This window comes from Fictibacillus tiangongensis (assembly GCF_048083785.1).
Classification (GTDB): domain Bacteria; phylum Bacillota; class Bacilli; order Bacillales; family Fictibacillaceae; genus Fictibacillus.
In genome coordinates this window covers 3,543,449-3,568,981 of sequence record NZ_CP182294.1, presented here as the reverse complement: position 1 = coordinate 3,568,981, position 25,533 = coordinate 3,543,449, and the positions used below count along the sequence as shown (strand labels likewise).

Below are 25,533 nucleotides of genomic sequence, written 5' to 3'. Positions count from 1 at the left end.
CCATAATTATAAGATGGTAATCAGTGGATATCAATCATTTATTCTATTAAAACATTGTTTTTTTATCAATATTCGACAGAATTATTATCATCTATTGGAGATATTTACAATCTTGTAATATAATAAACAGAAAATGGAATAGAAAGTGAGAATAATAATTTTGAAATCAAATATACAGCAAAACTTCATTTTTGTTGCTTCTATATTTTTTATATTGTTAATTGGATGGACACTAAAAAATATATATTTTTCAGTAGAGATGGGAATTAGTCCACATAAAAAAGGAATCATGCTAACAAGCGCTGGCGTCATTTTAATATTAGTAAGTCCTTTAATGGTTCGGATATCGAAATGGGCATTCAGTTTAACCTTTATTCTTTATGTACTGGTTTCATTTCTTTTATTTGCGGATGTGGTATACCAGCGTTATTATCATTCTATCCTTTCTATAGAAATGATGGGACAGGCGGGACAGCTTAAAGCTGTCGATGATTCCATTATTACACTTATTCGGCTAACGGATATTTGGTATGCAGCTGATCTTTTACTTCTTCTGTTCTTCTTTTTTTATCCTTTAAAAAAGATGAGTTATAAACGCCCAAGCATCCATTTTGTATTAGTAGGTCTATGTTTACTAATAGGATATAGTTCCATGAAGTATACTTACCTTAATCTTGTAAAAGATGATTTTAGTGAGCAGTTAAAAGTAGCGAAGACTGGCATAATTCCAACCCATATATCCGAGACATACAACAGTTATATGGAGCGTATGGCAGCTGCTGAAGTCTTCAGCTCACAAGATTCTATTAAACAGCTGAAGGAATATGAGAGCGAATTAGAAAAACGTCAACAAACTCAGAAGATGTCACCTTATTTTGGTGATGCTAAAGGTAAGAACCTCCTTATGATTCAAGCGGAGTCGTTGAATGACTTCATTGTTAATCTTGAAGTAGATGGCCAAGAGATTACCCCTAATCTGAATGCGTTTATAAAGGAAAGCAGTTATTATCCTAACACCTACCTTCAAATCGGAAGAGGAAATACATCTGATGCTGAGTTTGTGGCAAATAATTCTTTATACCCAAGCAAAAAAGATGGTGCGTATCGTACTTATGAAAAAGGGGTATTTCAATCGTTAGGACAAATCTTAAAAAGTGAAGGGTATCAAACCAGTGCAGCACATGGCAATGTACCAGAATTCTGGAATCGAAAGAATGCTTATCCGGCTCAAGGATATGACGTTTTTTACAGCAAGGAACATCCCGTTATAGATGATTCAGATGTTGTTGGACTAGGTATCGACGATAAAAGTTTCTTTAAACAACTCGTTGATATTTGGAAGACAGAAGATAAACCATTTTATAGTTTTGTTGTTACGTTAACCAATCATCGGCCATTTGAACTTCCTAAAGAGCATCAAAAACTCAGCCTTCCGGCTAAGATGAATGATACACCTGTTGGTCATTATCTCCAAAATGTACATTATGCTGACCAGGCTTTTGGACAATTATTAGAAGAGTTAAAAAAGGAAGGTTTATATGATGAGACGGTAATTGTATATTATGGAGACCATTACGGTTTGATTCCAGATAATGTAAAACAACTTAAAAAGGAATTAAACATTAATTTTAGCAAAAAAGAAATGTTTAATATTCCATTAGTGATTCACCGTCCAACCCAATCAGAAGGAGAAGTTAACGAAGTCATAGCGAGTCAGATGGACATCGCTCCAACTGTTACTTCTTTGTTTGGAATTGAGCAGCCCTTATATCAGCTTGGTTATGATTTAAGTGTAAAAAAAGAGGGATATGTTGGATTTAGGCATGAAATTACGCCGTTCTCCTTTTTTTCAGAAAACTATGATTTCGAGATGTCACTAGACGGAGTTTTTGAAAATGGAATCTGTTCGGATGCCAAAACAGGTGATAAGGTAGAAGTGGAAAAGTGCAGAAACAATTTTGAACGAGTTCAATATGAGGTGGAGCTTTCTGACTTTTTACTACAATATGATGCGATTGAAAAATTAAAAAAAGGTAAATTTTAAATTTCTTAAAGAAAACTGGCTCAAAAGGTATACAAAAGACCTTATAAATGTCAGTTTTTTTTTTTTTTCAAAGAGTGTTGTGGGTATTATGTTTATTTTCTTCATTCATTGACATTTAAATCGAGTTATAGCTATCAAATTTACTAGCAAGGGACAGTCTGACAAACAAGGGTAAAAGTCCAATGTGGTTCAACGCATACGCATGCTTAAACGAAGGTCCACCATTTTTAATATGATTGCAAAAACGAAGTATCATACCCTTATTTTTAGATTTTATACGAATATTGAAGAGTGTAGTCATAAAAAAATTCACATAATTAAATCGTTTCTATGCATCCACTATAATTTCTTTTGAGCATAAATTATTGGAAATAATTAAAAGCTGCAAAATAAGGTTAAGGATTAGTGAATGATGGGAAATTAAAAATGATTCTTATTTTTTTATGTTAAGATTTAGTGAATATTAGATAATGGGATTGATTTAAGCACTAATTATGATACGATTATTTGCGTAATTTACTAAGACAATTAACTAAAAAGGGGATTCTTATGAATTTAAATTTATGGCTTGCTTTTATTGCTTCATTCATAACAGTCCTGGTTATAACACCATTTGTTATAAAATTTGCTATAAAAATTGGAGCAACAGATAAACCTAATCATAGAAAAGTACATGAGAAAGTGATGCCTCGACTCGGCGGGCTAGCTATTTTTATTGGTGTAGTGGCTGGATACTTCGCAGGCGGTGTTTACAGTGAACAAGTGACGGGTATCACAATAGCTGCGCTTGTGATTTTAGCAACTGGGATATTTGATGATATGTATGAACTTTCAGCCAAAACAAAGTTGCTTGGACAACTTCTTGCGGCAGGAATTGTTGTAGCTACGGGCTTAAAAATTGATTTCTTAACGATTCCCTTTGTTGGGGTTTTCGACCTTGGTGGATGGACCATTCCGATTACCATTCTTTGGATCATTGGAATAACTAATGCCATTAATTTAATTGATGGCTTAGATGGTCTAGCGGCAGGTGTATCCTTAATCGTCATATCCACAATTGCCTTCCTAGCGGGTTCGGCGGGCATGATGCTCATCTCCACTTTAGCACTAATTTTAATGGGAAGTATCTTAGGGTTTTTATTTTATAATTTTAATCCAGCAAAGATTTTTATGGGTGATACGGGAGCTTTATTTCTCGGCTACTCAATTTCCATTTTATCCTTGTTAGGACTTTATAAATCCGTAACGCTGTTCAGTTTTATCGTACCAATCATTATATTAGGAGTACCAATCTTTGATACGATATTTGCTATTATACGTAGGATTGTGAATAAAAAACCAATCTCTGCACCCGATAAACATCATCTTCATCATCGGTTGCTCGCTCTAGGGTTTTCCCACAGAACAACAGTAATTGCGATTTATGGATTAGGATTAATTTTTGCCATTAGCGCCATCATTCTATCTCATTCTACAATGATTGGATCAGTTTTTATATTAGTAAGCCTTCTTATCTTTATTGAACTGATTGCAGAAATGATAGGACTCGTACATCATAAATACAAACCATTTATGGCGATTTATCGGAAGGTTACTGGGAAACAATAATGGGTAGCAAAAGCCGTTTGCTTAACGCGAGCGGCTTTTTAAAAGGACATAATATAGGTGTCAATAATTAAAATATGATAAAATGAGACCTGTGTATTATGAGTCAAACAAACAATTTGATTACAAGGAGTTTTGTGAAATGCGTGTACCAATGCTAGATCTTTCAGAACAATATCAAACTTTAAGAGAAGAAATGATTTCAGTACTAGATGAAGTTATGGGTTCTTCCCGTTTTATCCTTGGAGATAATGTTAAGAAGTTAGAAGCAGATGTTGCTAAATACAGTAATACGAAATATGCAGTTGGTGTAGGTAATGGAAGTGATGCGATTCACATCGCGCTTCAAGCGGCCGGCGTTAAAGTTGGGCATGAGGTAATCACTACACCATTTACTTTTTTTGCAACGGCTGGCGCTATTGCACGTGCAGGTGCTACACCAGTTTTCGTTGATATTGACCCTGTAACGTTCAACATTGATCCGTCTAAGATTGAAGCTGCAATTACGGATAAGACGAAAGCAATTATTCCTGTTCACTTATACGGTCAGATGGCAGACATGGATCCAATTGTAGAGATTGCTAATAAACACAATCTTGCGGTTGTAGAAGATGCTGCTCAAGCGATTGGTTCAACTTATAAGGGCAAGAGTGTTGGCGAACTCGGAACTGCTGCAACTTATAGTTTCTTCCCAACTAAAAACTTAGGTGCATATGGTGACGGCGGAATGATTGTTACAAATAACGACGAAATGGCAGAAAAAATGTCTGTTATTCGCGTACATGGAAGTAAGCCGAAATATTACCATCATGTGCTAGGATATAACAGCCGTCTAGATGAGCTTCAGGCTGCAGTATTAAATGTGAAGTTTCCTCATTTAGATAAATGGAGTGAAATGCGACAACATAATGCTGCAAACTATACTCAATTATTAAAAGAACAACTAGGGGATAAAGTAGTTACACCTGTTGCACTTGAAAACCGCAGACACGTGTTCCACCAATACACACTTCGTGTAGAGAAACGTGATGAGCTGCAAGCATACTTGAAAGAACAAGGTATTGACACAATGGTTTATTACCCTCTTTGCCTTCATATTCAGCCAGTGTTTAAAGAACTTGGCTATAAAGAAGGAGACTTCCCAGAAGCTGAAAAAGCTGCTAAAGAAGCTGTCTCTTTACCGATGTTCCCAGAGCTGAAATTGGAGCAACAAGAGTATGTAGTTTCACAAATTGCGGCATTTTATAAATAAGGAAATTTGTTCGTCCTCTTAATCAGGGGGCGAATTGTTTCATTTTTAGCATTTTAGCAATTTTAATGGAGGTTTTTTTGTGCACGATGAAAAGCGGTTTGTTTTATATGATTACTTAGTGTTTTTCTGGAATAAAAAATTGTGGTTTCTCCTCTTACCATTGATTACTCTCGGATTGGCATTCTTGATTTCCATGATGCAGCCTGTTCAATACCAAGGAAGAACAATTTTATATACAGGGGATTTGAAAGGTTCTGAAACTGATCCGGAAGTTATTAAACATCAGTATAAAAATGATGTTAAGGATAATAACCTGGCTGTAGAAGTCTTCGAAAGAGGGCAGTTGGTATTTACTGTAACAGGGAGCAATTCTGCTCAAGTTAATAATGATATATCGTCAATTACCAAAAAACACTATAAAGTTTTAGATGAGGAATACGAAGAGATTATTTTGCGTACTGAAAATGGTATGGAGACAAAAGAACAACATCTAGACAGTCTTAATAAGCTCACTGCACTTTACACAAAACAGATGAAAGAAGATACTTTGTCTCCAGAAGAAGAGTCAAGGATGACTGAACTTCAAATTGTCGCTAAAGAAATTGAACAACAAATAGATAATAACAAAAAAGATATTGCTATGTATGAGAAACCGCAAAAGCTTGATACAACTGTTGTGGAAAGCGGCCGTAATCAAAAGCCGATCTTGGCACTTGGACTAGTAGCAGGTCTATTTTTATCATTAATTTCACTCGTTTTATGGAAATACATCGAAGACGCACGGAGGTACAGAAAAAATGATTAAATTTGCCATCGTAGGAATGGGACACATAGCGAAGAAACATGTCGAAGCAATTAATGAGGCACATGGAGCAGAACTTGTAGCAGTTTGTGATGCAGCTTCTGAACGCCTTGAAGAATATTCAGGAAAGTATGAAACATATACAGACCTTGATGAAATGCTTAGGGTCAATAAAGATATACAAGTCGTGAATATCTGTGTTCCTTCTGGTCTACATGCACGATTAACAAAGATTGTGGCAGAACATGGGCGTCATATCGTCGTTGAAAAGCCGATGTCTCTGAAACTCGAGGATTCTGAAGAGATGATCCGAATTGCAAAAGAAAACAATGTTAAGTTGGCAGTTGTTCATCCGAATCGTTTCCGTCCAGCCATTATGAAACTGCGTGAAAAAATGGAACAAGGGGTATTTGGCACTATGAGTCATGCCAATGCTACTGTTCGGTGGAATAGAGGACAAGCCTATTATGACCAAGCACCATGGAGAGGAACGAAAGAGTTTGATGGCGGTGTCCTCATGAATCAAGCTATTCATAACCTAGACTTAATGCTTTGGTTAATGGGAGAGGTTGAAAGTGTACAAGCTATGGCAGCTACTCGCTTACGAAAAATTGAAGCTGAGGATGTTGCTGCGGCTGTTGTTCGTTTCAAAAGTGGTGCTCTAGGTGTTATTGAAGCAGCAACAACGATTTATCCGAAGAACCTTGAAGAATCTTTATCCATTTTTGGTGAAAAGGCTTCTGTTAAGATCGGTGGAAGCAATGCTCTCTTTATCGAGACATGGGATATGGAACACAGTATTGAAGGTGAAAAAGAATCTTTCAATGAGTCAATTAAAGATAATCCTCTAGGTAAACCAGGTCACCAATGGATTATTGAAGATATGGTGCAAGCTGTACAAGAAAATCGTGAACCGATTGTTTCTGGACAAGATGGTATGGCACCGGTTAAGCTGATTTTAGCGATTCTTGAATCGGCAGAAACTGGAAAAGAAGTAAAGTTAGCATAAGTTTTTTATAGATCAAAGGAGATGTAATAAATGAGCCATTCAGAACAACTACTTAAGAAGATTGAAAATAAAGAAGCAGTTATTGGTGTAGTAGGTCTTGGGTATGTAGGTCTCCCATTAGCTGTTGAAAAAGCAAAAGCTGGATACAGAGTTATTGGATTTGATGTACAGCAAGCAAGGGTAGATCAAGTGAATAACGGAATTAACTACATTGGTGATGTGGTTGATGAAGATCTTAATGAAATGATCAAGTCTGGTCGTTTAGAAGCTACAACAGATTACGCTAAAATCAGTGAAGTGGATGCTGTTGCGATCTGTGTTCCTACACCTCTTGATACTTACATGCAGCCGGATACTTCTTATGTTGAAAGCTCAGCGAATGAAATCGCAAAAAATGCTCACGAAGGAATGTTAGTTGTTCTTGAATCTACAACATATCCTGGTACAACAGAAGAAATCGTGAAGCCAGCGTTAGAGAAAACCGGTCTTGTAACAGGCGAAACGGTTTTTGTCGCTTACTCACCAGAACGTGTTGACCCAGGTAACAAACACTTTAATACGAAAAACACACCAAAAGTGGTTGGTGGAATGACAGCGAACTGTACGAAAGTGGCAGCTGCCCTTTACCGTGAAGTGCTTGAAGGAGATGTACACGAAGTATCCACTCCTGCAGTAGCTGAAATGGAAAAAATCTTTGAAAACACGTTCCGTCATATCAATATCGCATTAGCGAACGAGATGGCGATTCTTTGTCAACGTATGGGGATTGATGTTTGGGAAGTAATCGATGCTGCGAAAACAAAACCTTACGGATTTATGGCCTTCTATCCAGGACCTGGTCTTGGTGGTCACTGTATTCCAATTGATCCATTCTATTTAACATACAAAGCACGTGAATATAACTACCACACGCGTCTAATTGAGCTTGCTGGTGAGATTAACAACGCAATGCCAGAATACGTTGTGGATCGTGCGATGCGTCTATTGAACGAAGATGGAAAAGCTCTTCGCGGTTCAAATGTTGTTGTTCTAGGTGTAGCTTACAAAAAAGATATTGATGACATGCGTGAATCACCGGTACTTCCAATACTTTCACAAATGAATGCTTCAGGTGCGAATGTAACGGTTGTAGATCCACACGTTCCAACTTTCAGATTGGATGGAAAAACAGTCGAGACTTACTCACTTACACCTGAACTTCTGCAAAATGCTGACCTAGTGTTACTAACGACAGATCATACCGCATTTGATTATGAGATGATTGCTCAAAACAGTGATGTATTGTTTGATACACGTAATGCAATGAAAGATGTAGAGAATAAACCAGCACGTTACGTTAAGCTTTAATATAAAGTTGAGTGCAAGGGGGAACTTAGAGATGATGAACTTTGTTGATTCAACGGTACAGTTAGATGAATCTGTAAAGGTTGGACACTTCAGTGTAATTGAAAAAGGCTCTAAAATCGGTAAGAATGTTGTGATCGGAAACCGCGTTACCATTCACGAGGATACAGTAATTGGAGATAACAGCACAATTTCAGATGGAGCTGTTCTCGGTAAACCGCCAAAACCGGCAAAAACAAGTACGGTTAAGCTTTCCGACAATATTCCGGCTCTAACTCTAGGGGAAGACGTAACAGTTGGGGCAAACGCTGTTATTTACCGAGGAGCTGAAATCGGAAGCTACACACTAATTGCAGACCTTGCTAGTGTACGTGAAAATGTTCAAATAGCAGATTACGTAATCGTTGGACGTGGGGTTACAGTTGAGAACCATGTTTCAATCGGAACACGCACAAAGATACAATCGAATTCTTATATTACTGCATATACAACGCTTGAAGAACATGTGTTTATCGCGCCTTGTGTGACTACGACAAATGATAACTTTATGGGCCGTACAGAAGAACGATTTGACAAGATTAAAGGAGCGGTCGTGAAGAAGGGAGCTCGTGTAGGTGGGGCATCCATCATTCTCCCAGGCATTACAGTTGCGGAAGAAACCTTTGTAGCTGCTGGAGCTCTAGTGACAAAGGATACAGAAGAAAAGACCGTAATCAAAGGCGTACCAGCTAAATACAGCAAGCAGGTTGACGAGCGGGAGTTGTTATAACTTGTTAGCGCAGCTTAAACGTTTAGGAGGGGATTCCCTCCTTTATGCGTTAATGAATGTAGGAACAAAATTGATTGCATTCTTGATGTTACCAATTTTTACGACGTATCTAGGAAAAGAACAGATGGGTGTCTTAGAAAACACAGATGCTTTTACATCTATGCTAACTTTCCTGGTTATTTTCGGTACAGATTCTGCGCTAGCGTTCTATTTTTTTGATACAGATAAAAAAGAATTAAAGATCAGTTATGTGCAAACAGTTCTCCAATTTAGATTGGCTATTTCTTTACTCTGTTTGATAGGCGCCATAATAGGCGGAGAATGGGTTTCGGTGTTAGTGACTGGGAAATCTGGATATGCGTTCGTGGTCATTGCAGCGATGGTAACACTTGTACTTGAGTCAATTATTACGCTTGTTCTGACTTATTATCGCTATGAGTTCAAGGTCAAGAAAGTTGTGATATATACAGTTCTTCGTCTTGGAGGAGCGGCTTTATTCGCTTATATCTTCTTGAAGATGTGGATGGAAGAAGTAGATGTTATCTATTACGGCCGTAATATTGCAGCTGGTGTTATTGTTGTACTGCTTTTACCTGAATTGTTCAGGCTTGTAAGGATTAAAGTAGACAAAGAAAAGCTTTGGGCGATCTTAAAATATGCCGCCCCGCTTGTTCCGGCGTCTCTTGCTTTCTGGGTAATTGCTACTTCTAACAGGTTTTTCCTTACTTACTTTGAGGGATTAGGAAGTGCAGGGGTTTATGGAGTTGCTGTTAAGTTCGCAACGGTTATCACATTGCTGACATCCAGTGTTCAGATGGCTTGGCGTCCTTACACAATGTCAATTAAAGAACGCCCTGATGCTGAAAAGATTTTTTCTAAGTTCTCTATAATTATTCTTGTCGGGGGCATTCTAGGATTACTAGGAATCGCAACTTTTATTCCTTATATTTTCAAATTTATGATTTCTGATCCTGACTTTTATAGTGCTAGTCATTATATTGCGCTCTTAAGTGCAGGAACATTTTTAAATTTTTATTATTTAATTATTTCGGTAGGATTATTTATTAAAAAAGAGACCAAATATATATCTGTCTATTTCATCTCTGCTGCAGTAATCAGTCTTGTTCTCAACTTAATCTTGATTCCTTTAATCTCCCTATGGGGTGCAGCATTAGCAGTTGTTATTTCCTATCTTTTTGCTTGCGTGATGATTTTTAGAAAGAGCCAGCAAGTTTATTACATACCGCTTCCGGTAGGTAAGATGGTTTTTCTATTCACTACAGGTATGATAGCTATGGGTACACTTGTCTGGGTGCATATAACAGAATTACCGGTATATTATTTAACCTTCCCTTGGTTGTTCTTCGCAGCTGCCTTTGGGGTTTCAAGAGTATTAAAAGAAATTAAAAGCTAAGAGGTGCTATTCATGAAGGTTTTAACAGTACTAGGAGCGCGTCCGCAGTTTATTAAGGCCGCACCTGTATCAAGAGCTTTACGCGAGTCACACACAGAAATTATCGTTCATACAGGACAGCATTACGATGCCAATATGTCCGATATTTTCTTTGAAGAGCTTCATATTCCTAAACCTGATTACCATCTAGGGGTAGGTTCTGGTAATCATGGTAAACAAACAGGTCAAATGTTAGCTGATATTGAAACGATAATTCTAGATGAAAAACCAGACTATTTACTCGTTTATGGTGACACGAATTCAACATTAGCAGGTTCGCTTGCAGCAGCAAAGCTACATATTCCTGTTATCCATATTGAAGCAGGATTGCGCAGCTTTAACAAAAAGATGCCTGAAGAGATTAATCGCATCATGACGGACCATGTTTCTGAATTCCTTTTCTGTCCAACTGATACGGCAGTTAAAAATCTTCATGATGAAAATATCAAACATAACGTGATCAATGTAGGTGACGTTATGTATGATGCGGTTGAATATAATCGTAAACTAGCAGCTGATAAATCAGTGATTCTTCAAAAACATGATTTGAAGAGCAAAGGTTTTTTACTGATTACGGTTCACCGTGCAGAAAATACAGATAATCTTGAAAACATTACAAATATCCTAAAAGCATTTTCAGAGATTGAAGATCAAAAGGTATGGCCGATTCATCCAAGAACGAAGCACAAGCTTGAGAGTATGGGATTCGATTTAGCTTCTATTCCAAACTTGCTTGTCATAGAACCTGTGGGCTACTTAGACATGCTTACACTAGAAAATCACGCAAAAAAAATCCTTACAGATTCTGGCGGTGTTCAGAAGGAAGCATATTTCATGCAGGTTCCGTGTGTTACTTTGCGAGAACAAACTGAGTGGGTTGAAACGCTTGAGAGTGAAGCGAACATCTTGGTTGGTACAGATGTTCATGCGATTTTAGAAGCAACTCGAAAAGAAGTAAACCCAACTTATAAAGAAGTATTTGGCGACGCAAAGGCTTCTGAAAAAATTGTCCAAGCCATTCAACAATAAAGATCTACATCAGGGTAACGGGGGAAAATCATGTTTTTGACTTACGCAATGATCTGGCTGATCGTATTAGGAATTTCAATATCATTATTTAAAAAAGCAGGAGGAAGTCTATCCATTCTAAGACCCAATCTTCTCTCTCTAGTCTTTTATTACTCCTTATTTGTCTCAAGTTTTATAGGGAGTCTATTGATTGTGACGAAAACGGATCAGTTTTATATGATGCATAAGGTTCCAAATGATGAGTATCGGCTTATTGGATTCATTCTAGTCTGTCTTGTCATGGTTTTTCTCCCCTTAACTGTGTTTGTGCTCCAAAAATTATTAGGTTTTAATGCTACAAAGGAGTTTAACCAGTATTTTGCTAAACCTGTCGTTCTTCCTTTTACGAAAGAAAAAACAGAATTCTATGTTCTTTTTGCAGGATTATCTACAATTTGCTTATTAGCAGTTGCCTATACAATGCTAAAACTAAATGCGATTCCTCTGCTTGAACTTATAAAAGGTTCAAACAATGCTGCTCAACTTAGAATTGAAGCTTCAAGAGGTTTTCAGGGCAATGTTCTTATTCGTAACATTTTTGCTATTGCCCTAACACCAATTCTATCTATAATTGCCTTTATCTTTGCTCATAAGACAAGAGAGATAAAGTGGGTTGTTCTCACCGTTTTATTAATTGGTGCATCATTTGTGATCACTACCTATGATCTCTCGAAATCTCCGGTATTCTTTTATATGCTTAGCATGATCTTGACTGCTATCTACATTGGTTTTGTGCGCTTATCATATAAAAGAATCTTACTGATAGGGATAGCTGGATTTGTATTACTATTCGGAATGTATGCTGCTTTAGGCGCTAATCCTTCTTCCTTTTTATCTTATAATTCGGGTCCGATAGGAAGAATGTTTTTGTCACAGATTGCACCATTCTATATGCATCTTCAACTATTCGGTAACGGTTTCCCATTCTTAGAAGGAAGCAGTTTTCCTGGTATTATTAATCAGATGTTTGATCAAGTGCACGCTCGATCAGGGCGTGTAGCTATGGGGTATTTTTATCCAGAAAAGGTAGAAGCAGGTACGGCAGGGGTGCTCAATACGCTTTTTATCGGAGAAGCTTATGCAAATTACTCCTACCCTGGAGTTATCATGTCTATCCTTTATATGGGTATGTTTTTAGCTATTATTTATATGATATTTCTTCGATTACCTAAAAACCCTGTTTTCTTGGGAATGTTTATCTATTTCACCATTAATATTCCAAGATCAGTAGTTGGAGGTTTCTTTGATTTTATTTTCAATCCTCTATGGATTATGATTTCCGTATTCGTCTTTTCTGTATACTTTGTAATCAAAGTCCGCATTGGGGTTATGGATTTCTTGAAAAATGGTAAAGGAGCAGGACAATGAGTAACAAAGCGGTTTTAGTTTATTATCCATTCAAGTTAGCTGAAAAAGCGGACAGTGGTTCGAAATTACGACCACTTGAAATGCTTAAAGCATTTAGGCAATGGGGAAAAGAAGAAGATGTAGATATTATAGAGATCAATGGAACTTCAGAAGAAAGAACAGCAGTGTTTAATCGGTTAAAGGAAGAAGGAAAGCTTCAAAATATTTGGTTTTGTTACGCAGAAAATCAAACGATCCCTATTTGGCTCACAGATCCTGGTCATAAACCGAAAAAGCCTCTTATTGATACTCAGGTATTTAAATTCTTAAAGAAACAAAATGTACCGATGGGGATTTTTTACCGAGATGTTTATTGGAAGTTTGATGATCTTTATCCTTTAAAAGGTTTGAAGAAAAAAGTCATGCAGACGATTTATCGCCGTGAAGAGAAATTTTACGAAAAATATGCTTCCGCAATCTTTTTGCCAAGTGCAGCTATGGGGAAATACGTTGATATTAATCAGCCCAAATTACCTTTACCTCCTGGCGGTAAAAAGACCGATCTAATGAGTGCAGAAAAAACGTTTTCTCATCAGGGTATCTATGTAGGCGGAATAGCGAATGATGATTACGGTTTACCTCTTTTATTAGAGGCGTTAGAAAACTATCCATCAAATAAAATGCAGCCTAAGTTAACGATCGTCTGTCGTGAGAACGAATATAACAAGCTTCCTGAAGAACAAAAACAGCGTTTGCATATGCTTGATGTTAATCTTCAACATATTAGCGGAGATGAACTTACAGAGCTGTATCGTTCAATGGACTATGCCTATATCCCAAGATTAAAGAGCGAATATAATAATTTTTCCGTACCTGTTAAACTTGTAGAGTATTTATCGAATGGTTTGCCAGTTGTCGCAACAAATTGTGAGGCTCAAAAGGCTTTTATCGATTCGGGTAATTATGGTGTCGTTTGTGACGACAGAAAAGATGCTTTTATTCAAGCCATCGAAAACGTTGAGACAAAATGCATTAGCTATCGGAACAATATTCAGGATACGTTTCTTGATCGAAATTCTTGGCTTGCACGAGTAAAAACTGTAAAAAACACACTTGTGGGGGAGACGAAATGAAACTTTTATTATTAGCCCCTGGCCGTTCGATTCATACTCACAAATGGGCTCTGTATTTTAAACAAAAGGGTTGGGAAGTAAAAGTGGCTACGTTTCAAGACCATTATTCCGAGGAAAATGCCAAGGAAATTGATACCGTTATCCTGCCGAAAAAGCTCCCAGGAAAACTAAGCTACTTTGGAGCGGTACCTTTTATCAAAAAGCTTTTGCGAACATTTGAGCCGGATATTTTCCATGCTCATTTTCTCTCAAGCTACGGATTAATCGGGGCTCTTACAGATTTTCATCCTTACTATGTTTCTGTATGGGGAACGGATATCTTCCAATTCCCACAAAAAAACCCATTAAACCGAAAAATGATCGAATTTACGCTTAATAGAGCAGATCGTATTTGTTCTACCAGTCATGTGATGGGAAAAGAGACAAATAAATATACAACCAAAGAAATCAGCATCACCCCATTCGGTGTTGATCTTGATGTGTTTAAGCCTAGGCCAAAAGAAAACAATCCTATTATTCAGATTGGTATTGTAAAAGCTTTATCTGATAAATACGGAATTGGTACTTTGATTAAAGCCTTTAAAAAGGTTCACGAAAAACACCTTAATACTGAACTAGTTATCGTTGGGGGAGGCCCTCAATTAGATGATTATAAAAAACTTTCGGATGACTTGAGTATTGGAGATCATGTGAAATTCACAGGAAAAATCCCCAATACTGAAGTACCTAAGTTTATCAATCAGATGGATATTTTCACTGTACCCTCACGAGATCAAGAATCATTTGGAGTGGCTGCAGTAGAGGCGATGGCATGCGGAGTACCTGTTGTAGTAACTAATGTAGGTGGGTTGCCAGAAGTGGTTAAGGAAGGTGATACAGGATTCATCGTTCCAAAAGAAGACCCGGAAAAACTAGCAACTGCTATTAACCACCTTATTGAGAATAAAGAGGAACGGAAGCGTATGGGTAAGAATGGTATCGTGCATGTCAGAAAAGAATACGATTGGTATGAAAACGCGTCGCGAATGGAAAAACTGTATCAACAAACGTTAAGACAGTCTCAATCGTTGTAATGAATTGAAGGTGAGAACGAAATTATGAAAATCATTTTACTTAGTCAGCACTTCCCGCCTGAAGTGGGAGCGCCGCAAATTAGATTTTATGAAGTTGCAAAAGAATTGATCAGCAGAGGCCATCAGGTTGAAGTAGTAACTGCTTTCCCGCACCACCCGATGGGTGTGATTCCGAAAGAGTACCAAGGAATGTTCTATATGAAGGAAGATTTTGACGGAATTCCTGTTCATCGTTCATGGATTTATCCAAGTCCAAAGGGTGCATTCTGGAGACGGTTAATGTCTTATTTTTCTTTTACATTCAGTGCTTTTTATTCTTTAGCCAAAGCCCAAAAAGCGGATGTCATTATTACAAACTCACCACCATTGTTCCTAGGAATAACAGGTTATGTAGGAGGGTTATTTAAAAGGGCGAAATTCGTTCTCTTTGTTGCTGATATTTGGCCAGAATCTGCTGTGAAGCTTGGTATATTGACCAATGAAAAATTTATACGCTTAGCTGAAATTCTTGAAAAGTTTTTATATAAAAAGTCATGGAAGATGGCGGGAGCTACTGAAGGTATAACGAAATATATTGGGGATAAAGTGAATCGCCATGAAGATACGTTCATGCTTCCTAACGGTGTTAACACGGATACTTTTGCACCACTTGAACCAGATGCGGAATTAATGGATGAGCTATCCCTCCACGGCAAGAAAGTATTTGCTTATACTGGAACAATGGGTTATGCACAAGGACTTGATTCTATTTTACTTGTAGCAGAAAGAGTAAAAGAAGAACTTCCGCATGTTCACTTTTTATTCATTGGGGATGGCCAGGAAAAAGAGAAGCTCTTGAAGATGAAGGAAGAGCTTAACCTAACAAACGTTACGTTTAAGGATTCTGTTCCTGTAGCCATGATGCCAAAAGTTTTCTCAATTTCAGATTACAGCATTGTACCATTAAAGAATTTAGAAATTTTTAAAGGTGCTCGTCCTTCGAAAATATTCCCAGCACTCTCAACAGGTACTCCTGTTTTGTATTGTGGGGAAGGGGAGGCTGCTAAACTTATTGAAGACAATTACTGCGGTGCAGTTGCAGAACCTGAGAATATTGACTCTATTGCTGAGCAAGTGAAGTATCTGGCGAATTTATCTCATGAAAGTTTCCAACAATTAAGTAAAAATGGTAGAGAATTTGTTGTAAGAGAATACTCATGGAAACGTATCGTAGACGAAATTCTAGAGAATTTAAAACAGTAAATATAAAAAACTGACCAATAAAGTATTTAAATCCTACAGGTCAGTTTTTTTATCGTTATAAAAAGCTGTCTTAACAAAATTAAGTCAGTTCCTATTGGAATATTATTTAGACACTGTTGTGCCAGGGAAATAATGTTTCACTATATTTATACCAGAAACGCCTTTTTTAGCCATCGCTTGTGCACCATATTGACTCATACCAATTCGATGCCCCCAACCTTTCCCGGTTGCCGTTATCGTAGCAGGATCTGAGTGTTGAGAGATAATACCATTAGTTGTTTGAATATTAACTAAAGAGGTACTTATTGAATTTGTCTTGCCATTCAGTTGAACTAACTGGCCCTTTATTCCAAATTGTGATGTAACTTCATTAGTATTTTGGACGTTATATGTTTTTTGTAAATTAAGATCAAACCAGTTGGAACGTAACAAGTTTTTATCTGTTTGGAAGTATTTGCGGATATCTAATTCATTTAAATTAGAAAATGATTTGGTTCCTTCAGAAGTTATGAGTGTTGCACCTCTAACTTCACCATTTTGTCCAGGCTTGTATAGCTTAACATCAAATAAGACTGTGTCAGAACCATAGCCAAAATTGTTAAGTATTCTCCTTGCACTTAATTTTTCAGTCCAGCTATTGTAAGGGGAGGTTTCATCTGGGCTCTCCACGCTAACTAAATACGGAAACGCTGATTGGCTTGAGTTCCAAACATCTGAAACATTTGCTGTTTTCCCACCACTAGTTGAGAAGAAAAATGTTTGGACAGGTTTTCCACCATATCTTACAACGATACCTGTTGTAGCATCAACAGCAGCAGAAGAACGTGAGGTTTCTGAACTATATCCACGATAAACTTGGCTCATTGTGCCACTGCTTAATGTATTACCAGCTTTTAGTGCAAAGCTTCGAGCAACAATAGCTTGAGCTTCCAATGCATTTGGCTCCCAAGAAGCTGGCATTTCATTTGGAACAACACCTTTTAAGTAATTTTCCATATCTAAATGATTTATTACTTTACCATTAGCATCAATCATTAAACTGCCACGATATTTTTTTCCATTAACTGTTATTGTTGAAAAGGAAGGAGCTTCTATGGGTTCATATGTTGAACTTCTTGATACCCAACCTATAATTCCGCGAGCATTTTTTACCTTGAACCATTTGTCTCCATTCGTTGCCGTATGAATTCCAATATGTTCTACCGATTCACCCTTTTTAGCAGTGGTGGCAACATTAGATAAGTGAGAAGCACTTTTATGAATTTTGGTATCTGAAGAGAAATTATGAATTTGATTCCCACCTATTATCTCCTGGAGGCGAAAACCTTTATTAGATGAAAATTTCAAATTGTTTAGTGTAGAAACTAGACTTGTACCGTTCTTGTTAAAACTAACATTAGTATTAGGTTGTAAAAATACTTTCTCTCCGGTCTGTAAGTTTTGTAGCTCGTATAACCCGCCATTATAAACTATAAAACTTGTATCATTATAAATTTGAACTTGTACTGGAGAGGGATAGCTAGCAGGAGATGAAGCACCTGCTCCTTGTGTTGAAAGTGGAAAAAGGATAATAGCTGTTACAGAAAGTGTTAATCCAAATTTTTTTAACATTGGTGTTATTTCACCTCACCAAAAGAAGCAGCTATCCAACCACGTAATCCAGCAGAAGTTTCAACATTGTACCATGGCTCGCCATTAGTTGTGGTGAATTTATTAATATACTTAAGTTTTGTACCAGAAGAAACTTTTGTTACCACTTTATACGAAGTTGAAGCACCCCTACGAATATTAACAGTACTTTTTGTTGTTACAGTCTTAGGATTAGTGGCTGATATAAATTTAGTAGATACGCTGTTAGCATTTACCCAGCCAAACGTGTTTTTACCTAAATCTATTCTATACCACAAGCCTGTTGAAGCTTTAAACTGCGTGACTACTGATAAAGTCGATCCATATCCTTTTTGAGCAACAAGCTTATAACTTGTTGCAGCACCTGAGTAAAATTTTGCAGAAGAAGTATTTACATAGACTTTGTTAGGCATTTTATCTGGCGGAGTCGATGGAGGAGTTGAGGTATCTCCTTTAGTGCCAGAACTTTTTAGTTGTTCAATTTGTTTTTGTTGTTGTTCAATCTTTTCTTCAAGCGTTGATAACTTTGTTTTCATAGGGTTGATTTGTGCGTTTACCCATTCAACGCTCGCTAGTAATACATTACTTTCTGCACTTGCTCCAGTTGTTAAAGAACCGAACATTACACCTACACCTAGTAATCCTGCTGCCCATCTTTTTTTTATAGCCATTATATATTCCCCCTAAAAATTATTTGAAAAAGTTTTGTAAGCCAGTTCGAATACCAGTAGCGGCATCTCTTCTGAATCTATCAGATTTTAGCAGTTTCTCCTCCTTTGGATTAGATATAAAGGCCAATTCTACTAAAATACTTGGTAGGTCATTTTCCCGAGTTACATAAAAATCTTTATTTGTGTAACCTCGATTGTGAGTTCCTAATTCCTTACTAAGTGCAGCTTGTACGTCTTGAGCAAGAAATCTGCTCTGTGAGGCATTGAAGTTCTTGGAGGTATTATAAAACGTTTCAGTACCTCGTGAAGCAGCACTATAAGCGTTAGAGTGAATACTTACAAAAGCATCATAATCTGATTTGTTAGAGATATCTGTTCGTTCACTTAATTCTAGGTAGACATCTTTTGATCTAGTGAGTAAAACAGTAGCTCCGTATCGCTCTAATTCAGCCTTTAAATATTTGGCAACTGCTAAATTAACATCTTTTTCTTTAACTCCACTTGGTCCGATTGCACCCGGATCATAATCACCATGTCCAGCATCAACAATAATTTTTTTTCCTTGTATTCCTTTGGACATAATTTTTAAATCTAAAGAACTATCATAGCTTCTTAAAGTAAATGTATAGTTAGAATCTAAAATAACTAACAATGATTTAGTACCGTTAGTATTTGTTATTTGCTTTGTACTTGATACACCTGTAATTCTTGCAGGAAGTTCAATAGATGCTATGTCTCCACTTATTAGTATTTGGTTACTTGCAGGTAAGGTATATTTTATTGCACCAATGGAGCTCGATTTATTCCATTTAATATGATGCGTTGTTGAATTAACTTTTGTAATTACAGGATTTAGTAATCCTTTTGGGGAATTAATGGATACATTATTTTTTTGTACCCAGCCTCTGACACCTGTTATCGTTTCGACATGGTACCAATCATTTGCAGTCGATAATTTGATTATTGGTGTGCCGGCTGTAATAGTACCTGCTGATGTGTAGGTTGTAGATGCACCTTTAAAAAGTCTAGTGGAAGAAATACTGTAAAGCATAGGGATACTATTTAATGAATTATAGAGCTCCCAAGAAGGAGTCCATCCCGTTGTTCCTTTGCTTGTTCTTATGTTTAACCACTTGTGTCCTGTAGCTTTATTAGTGAATTCGCCCAGTACGATTATCTTTTCACTATAAGGAAGCTTAGTTACTGTTTTGTAGCCTAAATCTGCGCCTCTATACACATAAGCATTCTTTGTACCAACATACTTTGAGATTGTTTTAATTGCTGGGGAACCACCCGATACTACGGAGGAGCTTATCCAGCCATAACGTTTATTTTTATATTCAATTCGGTACCACGTTTCATTTTTGCTATTAATAAAAGTATCAATAACAGTGAAAGATTTTCCTTTTTGCAGACTAGCTATTTTTTTATAAGAAGTACTTGCCCCACTTCTTACAATTGCACTAGTTACTTTTACAGTGATTTTAGTTTTCTTGATTTGCTTAGAAGAGAGACTTCTTGCTGGAACCCAGCCAAAAGTACTTGATGTTAACTGTAGGCGGTACCAAACCTCACCTGAACGGCTATACTCATCAATTATATTTACTTTTTGATTTAGTTTTAATGAAGTAATTGAAGGGTAATGAATAGCGGCGCCCTTTCTTACTAATAAATTTTGTTGAGAAACAAACATATATTTTATTGAATTTTTCTTTAGGGTTGTTTCATTGATTACATCACTAAGAAATTCAGATCTAATCCAACCATATGTCCCTTTTGATTTTATCCTGGACCATTTTTCATTTTCTGAGTTAATAAATGTATCAACTACTTTTACTTCAGTGTTTAAATCTAAATTAAAGACAACTTTATAAGTATCGGTAGCCCCTTTGTGGACATTAGCTTTTAAGGCTTTTATGTACATAGTACTTTCAGTTTTGGTACTATCCGAATTTTTAGAGTTGTTCATTATATATTTTTCTTGAATCCATCCAACATTTTTTTCACTTTGAATTCTTATCCAGTTCTCCCCGGTAATCTTATTTTTAAAATGCTCTAAGACAATAACTTGCTGACCCTCTTTCAAATTCTCTACAATGGAATAAGAAATGGAAGCTCCTTTACGCAGAGAAGTCTTATTAGAAAGTGAAAAAAATTCTTTTTTTGAAGGTGATAATTTCACTTCGTTTTTATTTATTGTAAGATAGTTTGAAATTACCCACCCTTTATTGTTTCCGAGGTCTACTTTATACCAAAGTTCTTTTTTTTGATTCGTGAATTGGTCAATTATTTTTACTGTTTGTCCTTTTTTTAAGCGTGTAATAACCTCATAGCTCGTAGTAGCGCCTTTTCTTACATTTACGTAATCTGCATTAGCTATCATATTAGATGGTTTAGTTTGAGCATTCACAGTCAATGGTGATATTGCAGAAGTAATAACTAATGAAGATGCTATAAATCGTTTCATCTTTCTCCCCTTTCAAATTTCACAAAAATACATTAATTTTTTGTATAACAAGGTTAAAATTTCAGGATGTATCAAAAAATACAAAATTTCTCCAAAATCATACAAAAAACTACCCTCCGTATTAATTATCGGAGGGTAGTCGTTTAAGTTAATATATTTTTTTAATATTACTCATTATTTTGGTTATTTAAATCCTGATAGTTTGAATCAGAAGAATCAATTTCTAATATTTGCTTTATTTTTTCTCTTACTTCATCTATAGAATCATCTTTTGGAATTTCATAAGAAACGCCATCAATCATTTCAGGGTAAGTTTCTAATGGTAAAGTTTCAAGCTCTTTGTTTTTTATTGTCTTATAAAAATTTCTCATAGCGAACATTTCTTTTAGGGTAATGTTTGTTTTAACATTGTTACCAAGTTGATCAATAACATCGTCAGCTTTTGTAACGGATTGAACAGAAATGGCTTTATCCATTATTGCTCGAATAGCTTCACTTTCACGTTCATTACGACCAATATCACCTCTAGGGTCTTGTTTCCGCATCCTAACGAATGCAAGAGCTTCTTCACCATTTAAATCCATTTGACCTTCTTTAAAATAAATCATTCGTTTAAAAGAGGGTTGTCTAAAATCGAAAGGAACATTTACAGTAATACCATCTAATTCATCAACAATATCTTCAAAACCTTTAAAATTGGTTGAAACAAAATAATCAATAGGGACGTCTAAGAGTTCTTCAGTAGCTTCCATTACAGCTTTTTCCCGTTGTTTTTTCTCACCGTATGCGTATGAATGATTAATCTTATCTTTTCTATCGATTGCAGGAATATATGTTCTTGTATCACGGGGTATATTTACCATAGCAGCTTCTTTTGTTTCAGGATTTATAGTAATAAGCTTAACTACATCAGCTCTTCCAACATCATTTTCCTGGTAGTTCTCAATACCTACAAGTAAGATAGTAACTGGATCTTTCCCAAGCTGAACATCGTTTAATCGTAAATCAGATTTACTTTCTTTTAATGAAACAATACTCTTGTCAGAATTAGCTTTTATTTTATATACTAAATATCCTCCATATCCTGCTGCCGTTAAACCAAATAAGAGACTGACTAATAATATAAAACGCATTAAACGTCTAAAAGGGCTCCGTCTTTTACGACGACGAATCCTAGTATTTTTAGGTTCCTTCATAATTAAAAAAACTCCCTCAGTCCAATTCGTATTGGAGGTAATTAAATGAGTAACTAATTAACCTCTTCATAATATCGTAATAGACAAAGTTAGACAATTGTCTAATTTACGACAATATAGATTTCGACAAGATTAAATACTTGTTGGGTATATCAATAGGATTTCACATCTTTCTCCAAATACTCCTCTTCACCAAAAACAATCTCACTTTGAGCATTCGAAAGGTCGATGATCCACTCTTTAAATGTTTCTTTTTCTTTTATCGGAACATACATTTGAATCTCCACTTTTTCCATGTAGTTCATCTCTTTGATGGGGTAAACAGAGTTGCGCAGTTCGTTCTCCATTTTACCGAGAAGTGTGTAATCCACAGTGATATGAATGATCTGTTGAAGATGACGTTCTACAACGCCAGTATGGTTGAGGCCTTCTGATACAGACTTGCCGTACGCACGAATGAGCCCTCCAGCACCTAGTTTGATTCCACCGAAGTATCGTGTGACAACAGCAACTGTGTCTTTCAATTCCCGCTTTTTAAGTACTTCTAACATCGGAACACCCGCAGTACCGCTCGGTTCACCGTCATCGTTTGCTTTTTGAATGTTGTCCATTTCTCCGATTAAGTAAGCGGAACAGTTATGTGTGGCGCTGTTATGTTCTTTTTTAATTTTTTGTATAAAAGCCTGAGCTTCTTCTTCTGAACTAGCTCGAGCGATATGAGCAATAAAACGAGATTTTTCAATGACGATTTCGTGCTGGCCGTCGTGTTTCACAGTAAGATAATGTGCAAGCATATATAGTAAAACTCCTTTAAGTAGTGAATATTATGAATTCCATGTCAAATTTGTCGAATAATCTTCATGTTTCATGTGTATCGTGTTATCCTTCATTATAAGGTGATTATAAAAAGCATTCAAATTCTTAAAAATTTTTTAGCAAGAAAAGTCATAAAATTCCACATCCTGGCGAATGTAGTATATTAGAAGGATTAATGTCTTCGCGGTATGATTCGTCTGGTTGGGTAGTAAGTCCTATATATAAATTAGGCAAGATGGTTCTAGAACTTCCGGTCACACTTCTTTATCGTTTTAATTGGGGGAAATTTACATGACTGCAGCTAAGTTAACGATAGATCCACATTTGTTGGACGGAATACTAAATCAGACCATCGATACAGTTACGGCAAGTCAATCGCAAATCTTTGAAATTAGTGAGCATTCTCGCCAAGAGTTTCAGCAGCTTCGCCGTGAGCTTGAGTTAGTGAAGCAGCAGGTCATTGAGGTCATACATAAATCTGACCGGACCGAGGAATATGCAAAGCTAGCACGAACTCGACTGGCAGAGGTGAGCAAGCATTTTCAAAAGTATAGCGAATCTGATATTCGTGATGCGTATGAGAATGCGAATAAGTACCAGATTGAACTTTCCATCATCCGGCAAACAGAGAAGCAGCTTCGGGAGAAAAGAGATGAGCTCGAACGGAGAATCGGCGCATTGAACGATACCGTTCAAAAAGCGGAGTCTTTGGCAGGTCAGATTTCTGTTGTTTTAAATTATCTTAACGGTGATTTAAGAAAGATTAACGAACTCGTTCAAAACGCTCAGCAAAAACAAGAGTTTGGACTTCAAATCATAGAAGCCCAAGAAGAAGAGCGTAAACGCGTTTCACGAGAAATTCATGACGGGCCCGCTCAATTGATGGCGAATGTGCTCATTCGCTCGGAACTGTTGGAGAAAATCTTTGTAGAAAAAGGAACTGAGGCAGCCCGTGTTGAAATAAAAGATTTACGGGTTATGGTCCGAAACTCCTTAAAAGAGGTACGTAGAATTATCTACGACCTGCGCCCGATGGCTCTAGACGATCTTGGCATCGTTCCGACATTAGACAAATATTTACGTAATGTTAAAGAAAGTACAGGTATAGAGGTTGAGCTTCATGCGCTTGGTCAGACTCGACGGTTTCCGAATAAGATGGAGATCGCGATTTTCCGTTTAATCCAAGAGTCGGTAAGCAATGCCGTTAAGCATTCTGAAGCAAATCTGATTGAGGTTAAACTTGAGTTTACTCAAAAGTTTATTTCATTATATATCCGAGATGATGGCAAAGGATTCGATATGGCACAGCCTACAAAATCAAATTCCTTTGGCATGATGGGGATGAGAGAGCGGGTCGAACTGCTCGAAGGAACTTTAAAAGTGAAATCCCGCATAAAATTTGGTACAAGTGTTTACATTCAAATTCCCATTCAAGACTAGGAGGGTTCACACATGAATAATATTAATGTGTACGAAAATAACGCCTCAGCACCTGAGAAAACAAAAATAGCTATTATCGACGATCATCGTTTGTTCCGTGAAGGAGTAAAACGTATTCTAGATATGGAAGATCAATTCTCTGTTGTAGCTGAAGGTGATGATGGCTCTGAAGCGGAAAACATTGTCCGCGATCATAATCCAGATGTGGTGTTAATGGATATTAACATGCCAAATATCAACGGTGTTGAAGCAACGCGTCGATTGGTTGAGAAGTCTCCTGATACGAAAGTAATAATTCTTTCCATCCATGATGATGAAACTTATGTGTCACATGCGGTTCAAACGGGTGCATCTGGTTACCTCCTAAAAGAGATGGATGCTGATTCATTGATCGAAGCGGTTCGTGTAGTTGCGGATGGTGGGGCTTATCTTCATCCGAAGATTACGTATAACCTGTTGAACGAATTCCGTCGCTTATCGACTACGAATAGTAAACAGCAAAACAAAGCTGGCTTTGTTGAAGTGGAGTATCGTAAGCCACTTCATATCTTAACGCGCCGTGAGTGTGAGGTTCTTCAGTTGTTGGCGGATGGACGCAGCAACCGTACGATTGGGGAAGAGCTTTATATTAGTGAGAAGACGGTTAAAAATCATGTGAGTAATATTCTTCAGAAGATGAATGTGAATGACCGTACACAGGCTGTTGTTGAGGCGATCAAGAATGGTTGGGTTAAGGTACGCTGATTTGAATTTAGGAGAAAAGACCTTCGATTTGAAGGTCTTTTTTTGTTTTTGTCTTTTTGATGCGTGTGGGGTGGTGCGGGGATATATTAGTGAATCATTGTGGGTGGTTTTTAAGATATTTCAGGGTGATGTGAGCTGTTAATTTCCGTTGCAGATACTCGCTTTCCGCGGGGCAGGCGGTGAGCCACTTGCCGCTTTGCGCCATTAAGTGTCTCACCTGTCTAGTTGCAGTGGCTAGCCCCTCGAGTCAAAAGTTAAACGGTCAAGAAGGCAAAGTGCGCCTTCATAGCCCATTCAACTTTTGCTGGTCGGGGCTGAACGAGCCACTTCCACTTTTCGAGCTGTCCGCTTGTCCCGCAGGAGTCTCGCATCTTCCACTTCAATTAACTTTCAAAGGAGTTAATGGTAAAAGAGTAACTCAGCATCAAT

20 protein-coding genes are annotated in these 25,533 nt (G+C 37.1%); 15 read left to right on the top strand and 5 right to left on the bottom strand.

Features of this window, described 5'->3' with window-relative positions; all coding sequences use genetic code 11:
* Positions 1 to 160: 160 nt before the first annotated feature.
* The 13 genes from ACNJYY_RS18930 to ACNJYY_RS18870 all read left to right on the top strand — a co-directional run bounded on the left by ACNJYY_RS18930 (position 161) and on the right by ACNJYY_RS18870 (position 16,141).
* On the top strand, positions 161 to 2,044 hold the full coding sequence (locus ACNJYY_RS18930; protein WP_416729658.1) for an LTA synthase family protein: 1,884 nt from the start codon (positions 161 to 163) through the stop codon (positions 2,042 to 2,044).
* 549 nt (positions 2,045 to 2,593) lie between these two features.
* Positions 2,594 to 3,652 carry a glycosyltransferase family 4 protein gene (locus ACNJYY_RS18925; protein WP_416729657.1) on the top strand — a complete coding sequence of 353 codons (1,059 nt, stop codon included), beginning with the start codon at positions 2,594 to 2,596 and terminating at the stop codon, positions 3,650 to 3,652.
* Positions 3,653 to 3,791: 139 nt separating this feature from the next.
* A complete protein-coding gene (locus ACNJYY_RS18920) occupies positions 3,792 to 4,901 on the top strand; it encodes a DegT/DnrJ/EryC1/StrS family aminotransferase (protein WP_416729656.1) in 1,110 nt (369 codons plus the stop codon).
* 79 nt (positions 4,902 to 4,980) lie between these two features.
* Complete coding sequence (locus tag ACNJYY_RS18915) at positions 4,981 to 5,706, top strand: Wzz/FepE/Etk N-terminal domain-containing protein (protein WP_416729655.1); 726 nt, start codon at positions 4,981 to 4,983, stop codon at positions 5,704 to 5,706.
* Positions 5,699 to 6,712, top strand: a complete 1,014-nt coding sequence (locus ACNJYY_RS18910) for a Gfo/Idh/MocA family protein (RefSeq protein ID WP_416729654.1) — start codon at positions 5,699 to 5,701, stop codon at positions 6,710 to 6,712. Before ACNJYY_RS18915 ends, ACNJYY_RS18910 begins: the two co-directional genes overlap by 8 nt.
* Positions 6,713 to 6,742: 30 nt before the next feature.
* A complete protein-coding gene (locus tag ACNJYY_RS18905; RefSeq protein ID WP_416729653.1) occupies positions 6,743 to 8,059 on the top strand; it encodes a nucleotide sugar dehydrogenase in 1,317 nt (438 codons plus the stop codon).
* Positions 8,060 to 8,093: 34 nt separating this feature from the next.
* Positions 8,094 to 8,825 (top strand): DapH/DapD/GlmU-related protein, encoded by a 732-nt coding sequence (locus ACNJYY_RS18900; RefSeq protein WP_416731910.1) that lies wholly within the window; start codon positions 8,094 to 8,096, stop codon positions 8,823 to 8,825.
* 1 nt (position 8,826) lies between these two features.
* Positions 8,827 to 10,239, top strand: coding sequence for a lipopolysaccharide biosynthesis protein (locus ACNJYY_RS18895; RefSeq protein WP_416729652.1), 1,413 nt, complete (start codon positions 8,827 to 8,829; stop codon positions 10,237 to 10,239).
* A 12-nt stretch (positions 10,240 to 10,251) separates the two neighbouring features.
* Complete coding sequence (wecB, locus tag ACNJYY_RS18890; RefSeq protein WP_416729651.1) at positions 10,252 to 11,307, top strand: non-hydrolyzing UDP-N-acetylglucosamine 2-epimerase; 1,056 nt, start codon at positions 10,252 to 10,254, stop codon at positions 11,305 to 11,307.
* Positions 11,308 to 11,337: 30 nt separating this feature from the next.
* A complete protein-coding gene (locus ACNJYY_RS18885; protein ID WP_416729650.1) occupies positions 11,338 to 12,714 on the top strand; it encodes an O-antigen polymerase in 1,377 nt (458 codons plus the stop codon).
* Entirely contained in the window at positions 12,711 to 13,826 is a 1,116-nt protein-coding gene (locus ACNJYY_RS18880) for a glycosyltransferase (protein ID WP_416729649.1), read from the top strand. The genes ACNJYY_RS18885 and ACNJYY_RS18880 overlap by 4 nt, the downstream gene beginning before the upstream one ends.
* Complete coding sequence (locus ACNJYY_RS18875) at positions 13,823 to 14,899, top strand: glycosyltransferase (RefSeq protein WP_416729648.1); 1,077 nt, start codon at positions 13,823 to 13,825, stop codon at positions 14,897 to 14,899. Before ACNJYY_RS18880 ends, ACNJYY_RS18875 begins: the two co-directional genes overlap by 4 nt.
* A gap of 24 nt (positions 14,900 to 14,923) precedes the next feature.
* Positions 14,924 to 16,141 carry a glycosyltransferase family 4 protein gene (locus ACNJYY_RS18870; RefSeq protein WP_416729647.1) on the top strand — a complete coding sequence of 406 codons (1,218 nt, stop codon included), beginning with the start codon at positions 14,924 to 14,926 and terminating at the stop codon, positions 16,139 to 16,141.
* 102 nt (positions 16,142 to 16,243) lie between these two features.
* Here the strand turns inward: ACNJYY_RS18870 and ACNJYY_RS18865 are convergent, their stop codons facing one another.
* From ACNJYY_RS18865 to ACNJYY_RS18845, 5 genes are all read right to left on the bottom strand, one after another.
* Positions 16,244 to 17,752 carry a SpoIID/LytB domain-containing protein gene (locus ACNJYY_RS18865; protein WP_416729646.1) on the bottom strand — a complete coding sequence of 503 codons (1,509 nt, stop codon included), beginning with the start codon at positions 17,750 to 17,752 and terminating at the stop codon, positions 16,244 to 16,246.
* A 5-nt stretch (positions 17,753 to 17,757) separates the two neighbouring features.
* The gene (locus ACNJYY_RS18860) at positions 17,758 to 18,441 is read right to left on the bottom strand and encodes an SH3 domain-containing protein (RefSeq protein ID WP_416729645.1); all 684 of its coding nucleotides are present in this window, start codon (positions 18,439 to 18,441) and stop codon (positions 17,758 to 17,760) included.
* A gap of 19 nt (positions 18,442 to 18,460) precedes the next feature.
* Positions 18,461 to 20,908, bottom strand: coding sequence for an SH3 domain-containing protein (locus ACNJYY_RS18855; protein ID WP_416729644.1), 2,448 nt, complete (start codon positions 20,906 to 20,908; stop codon positions 18,461 to 18,463).
* Positions 20,909 to 21,075: 167 nt separating this feature from the next.
* Positions 21,076 to 22,104 (bottom strand): LCP family protein, encoded by a 1,029-nt coding sequence (locus tag ACNJYY_RS18850; RefSeq protein WP_416729643.1) that lies wholly within the window; start codon positions 22,102 to 22,104, stop codon positions 21,076 to 21,078.
* 152 nt (positions 22,105 to 22,256) lie between these two features.
* Positions 22,257 to 22,898: a YigZ family protein gene (locus ACNJYY_RS18845; RefSeq protein ID WP_416729642.1), complete on the bottom strand. Its 642-nt coding sequence runs from the start codon at positions 22,896 to 22,898 to the stop codon at positions 22,257 to 22,259.
* 313 nt (positions 22,899 to 23,211) lie between these two features.
* Between ACNJYY_RS18845 and ACNJYY_RS18840 the strand changes: the two genes are divergently transcribed.
* Both ACNJYY_RS18840 and ACNJYY_RS18835 read left to right on the top strand, forming a co-directional pair.
* Positions 23,212 to 24,360, top strand: coding sequence for a sensor histidine kinase (locus tag ACNJYY_RS18840; RefSeq protein ID WP_416729641.1), 1,149 nt, complete (start codon positions 23,212 to 23,214; stop codon positions 24,358 to 24,360).
* 12 nt (positions 24,361 to 24,372) lie between these two features.
* Positions 24,373 to 25,104 (top strand): response regulator, encoded by a 732-nt coding sequence (locus tag ACNJYY_RS18835; RefSeq protein ID WP_416729640.1) that lies wholly within the window; start codon positions 24,373 to 24,375, stop codon positions 25,102 to 25,104.
* Positions 25,105 to 25,533: the final 429 nt, after the last annotated feature.

Coding starts and splice junctions, on each gene's coding strand:
- ACNJYY_RS18880 (WP_416729649.1), top strand. CDS start 12,711: ATGAGTAACAAAGCGGTTTTAGTTTATTATCCATTCAAGTTAGCTGAA.
- ACNJYY_RS18925 (WP_416729657.1), top strand. CDS start 2,594: ATGAATTTAAATTTATGGCTTGCTTTTATTGCTTCATTCATAACAGTC.
- wecB (WP_416729651.1), top strand. CDS start 10,252: ATGAAGGTTTTAACAGTACTAGGAGCGCGTCCGCAGTTTATTAAGGCC.
- ACNJYY_RS18875 (WP_416729648.1), top strand. CDS start 13,823: ATGAAACTTTTATTATTAGCCCCTGGCCGTTCGATTCATACTCACAAA.
- ACNJYY_RS18920 (WP_416729656.1), top strand. CDS start 3,792: ATGCGTGTACCAATGCTAGATCTTTCAGAACAATATCAAACTTTAAGA.
- ACNJYY_RS18870 (WP_416729647.1), top strand. CDS start 14,924: ATGAAAATCATTTTACTTAGTCAGCACTTCCCGCCTGAAGTGGGAGCG.
- ACNJYY_RS18905 (WP_416729653.1), top strand. CDS start 6,743: ATGAGCCATTCAGAACAACTACTTAAGAAGATTGAAAATAAAGAAGCA.
- ACNJYY_RS18885 (WP_416729650.1), top strand. CDS start 11,338: ATGTTTTTGACTTACGCAATGATCTGGCTGATCGTATTAGGAATTTCA.
- ACNJYY_RS18865 (WP_416729646.1), bottom strand. CDS start 17,752: ATGTTAAAAAAATTTGGATTAACACTTTCTGTAACAGCTATTATCCTT.
- ACNJYY_RS18850 (WP_416729643.1), bottom strand. CDS start 22,104: ATGAAGGAACCTAAAAATACTAGGATTCGTCGTCGTAAAAGACGGAGC.
- ACNJYY_RS18900 (WP_416731910.1), top strand. CDS start 8,094: ATGAACTTTGTTGATTCAACGGTACAGTTAGATGAATCTGTAAAGGTT.
- ACNJYY_RS18840 (WP_416729641.1), top strand. CDS start 23,212: ATGACTGCAGCTAAGTTAACGATAGATCCACATTTGTTGGACGGAATA.
- ACNJYY_RS18910 (WP_416729654.1), top strand. CDS start 5,699: ATGATTAAATTTGCCATCGTAGGAATGGGACACATAGCGAAGAAACAT.
- ACNJYY_RS18835 (WP_416729640.1), top strand. CDS start 24,373: ATGAATAATATTAATGTGTACGAAAATAACGCCTCAGCACCTGAGAAA.
- ACNJYY_RS18855 (WP_416729644.1), bottom strand. CDS start 20,908: ATGAAACGATTTATAGCATCTTCATTAGTTATTACTTCTGCAATATCA.
- ACNJYY_RS18860 (WP_416729645.1), bottom strand. CDS start 18,441: ATGGCTATAAAAAAAAGATGGGCAGCAGGATTACTAGGTGTAGGTGTA.
- ACNJYY_RS18845 (WP_416729642.1), bottom strand. CDS start 22,898: ATGCTTGCACATTATCTTACTGTGAAACACGACGGCCAGCACGAAATC.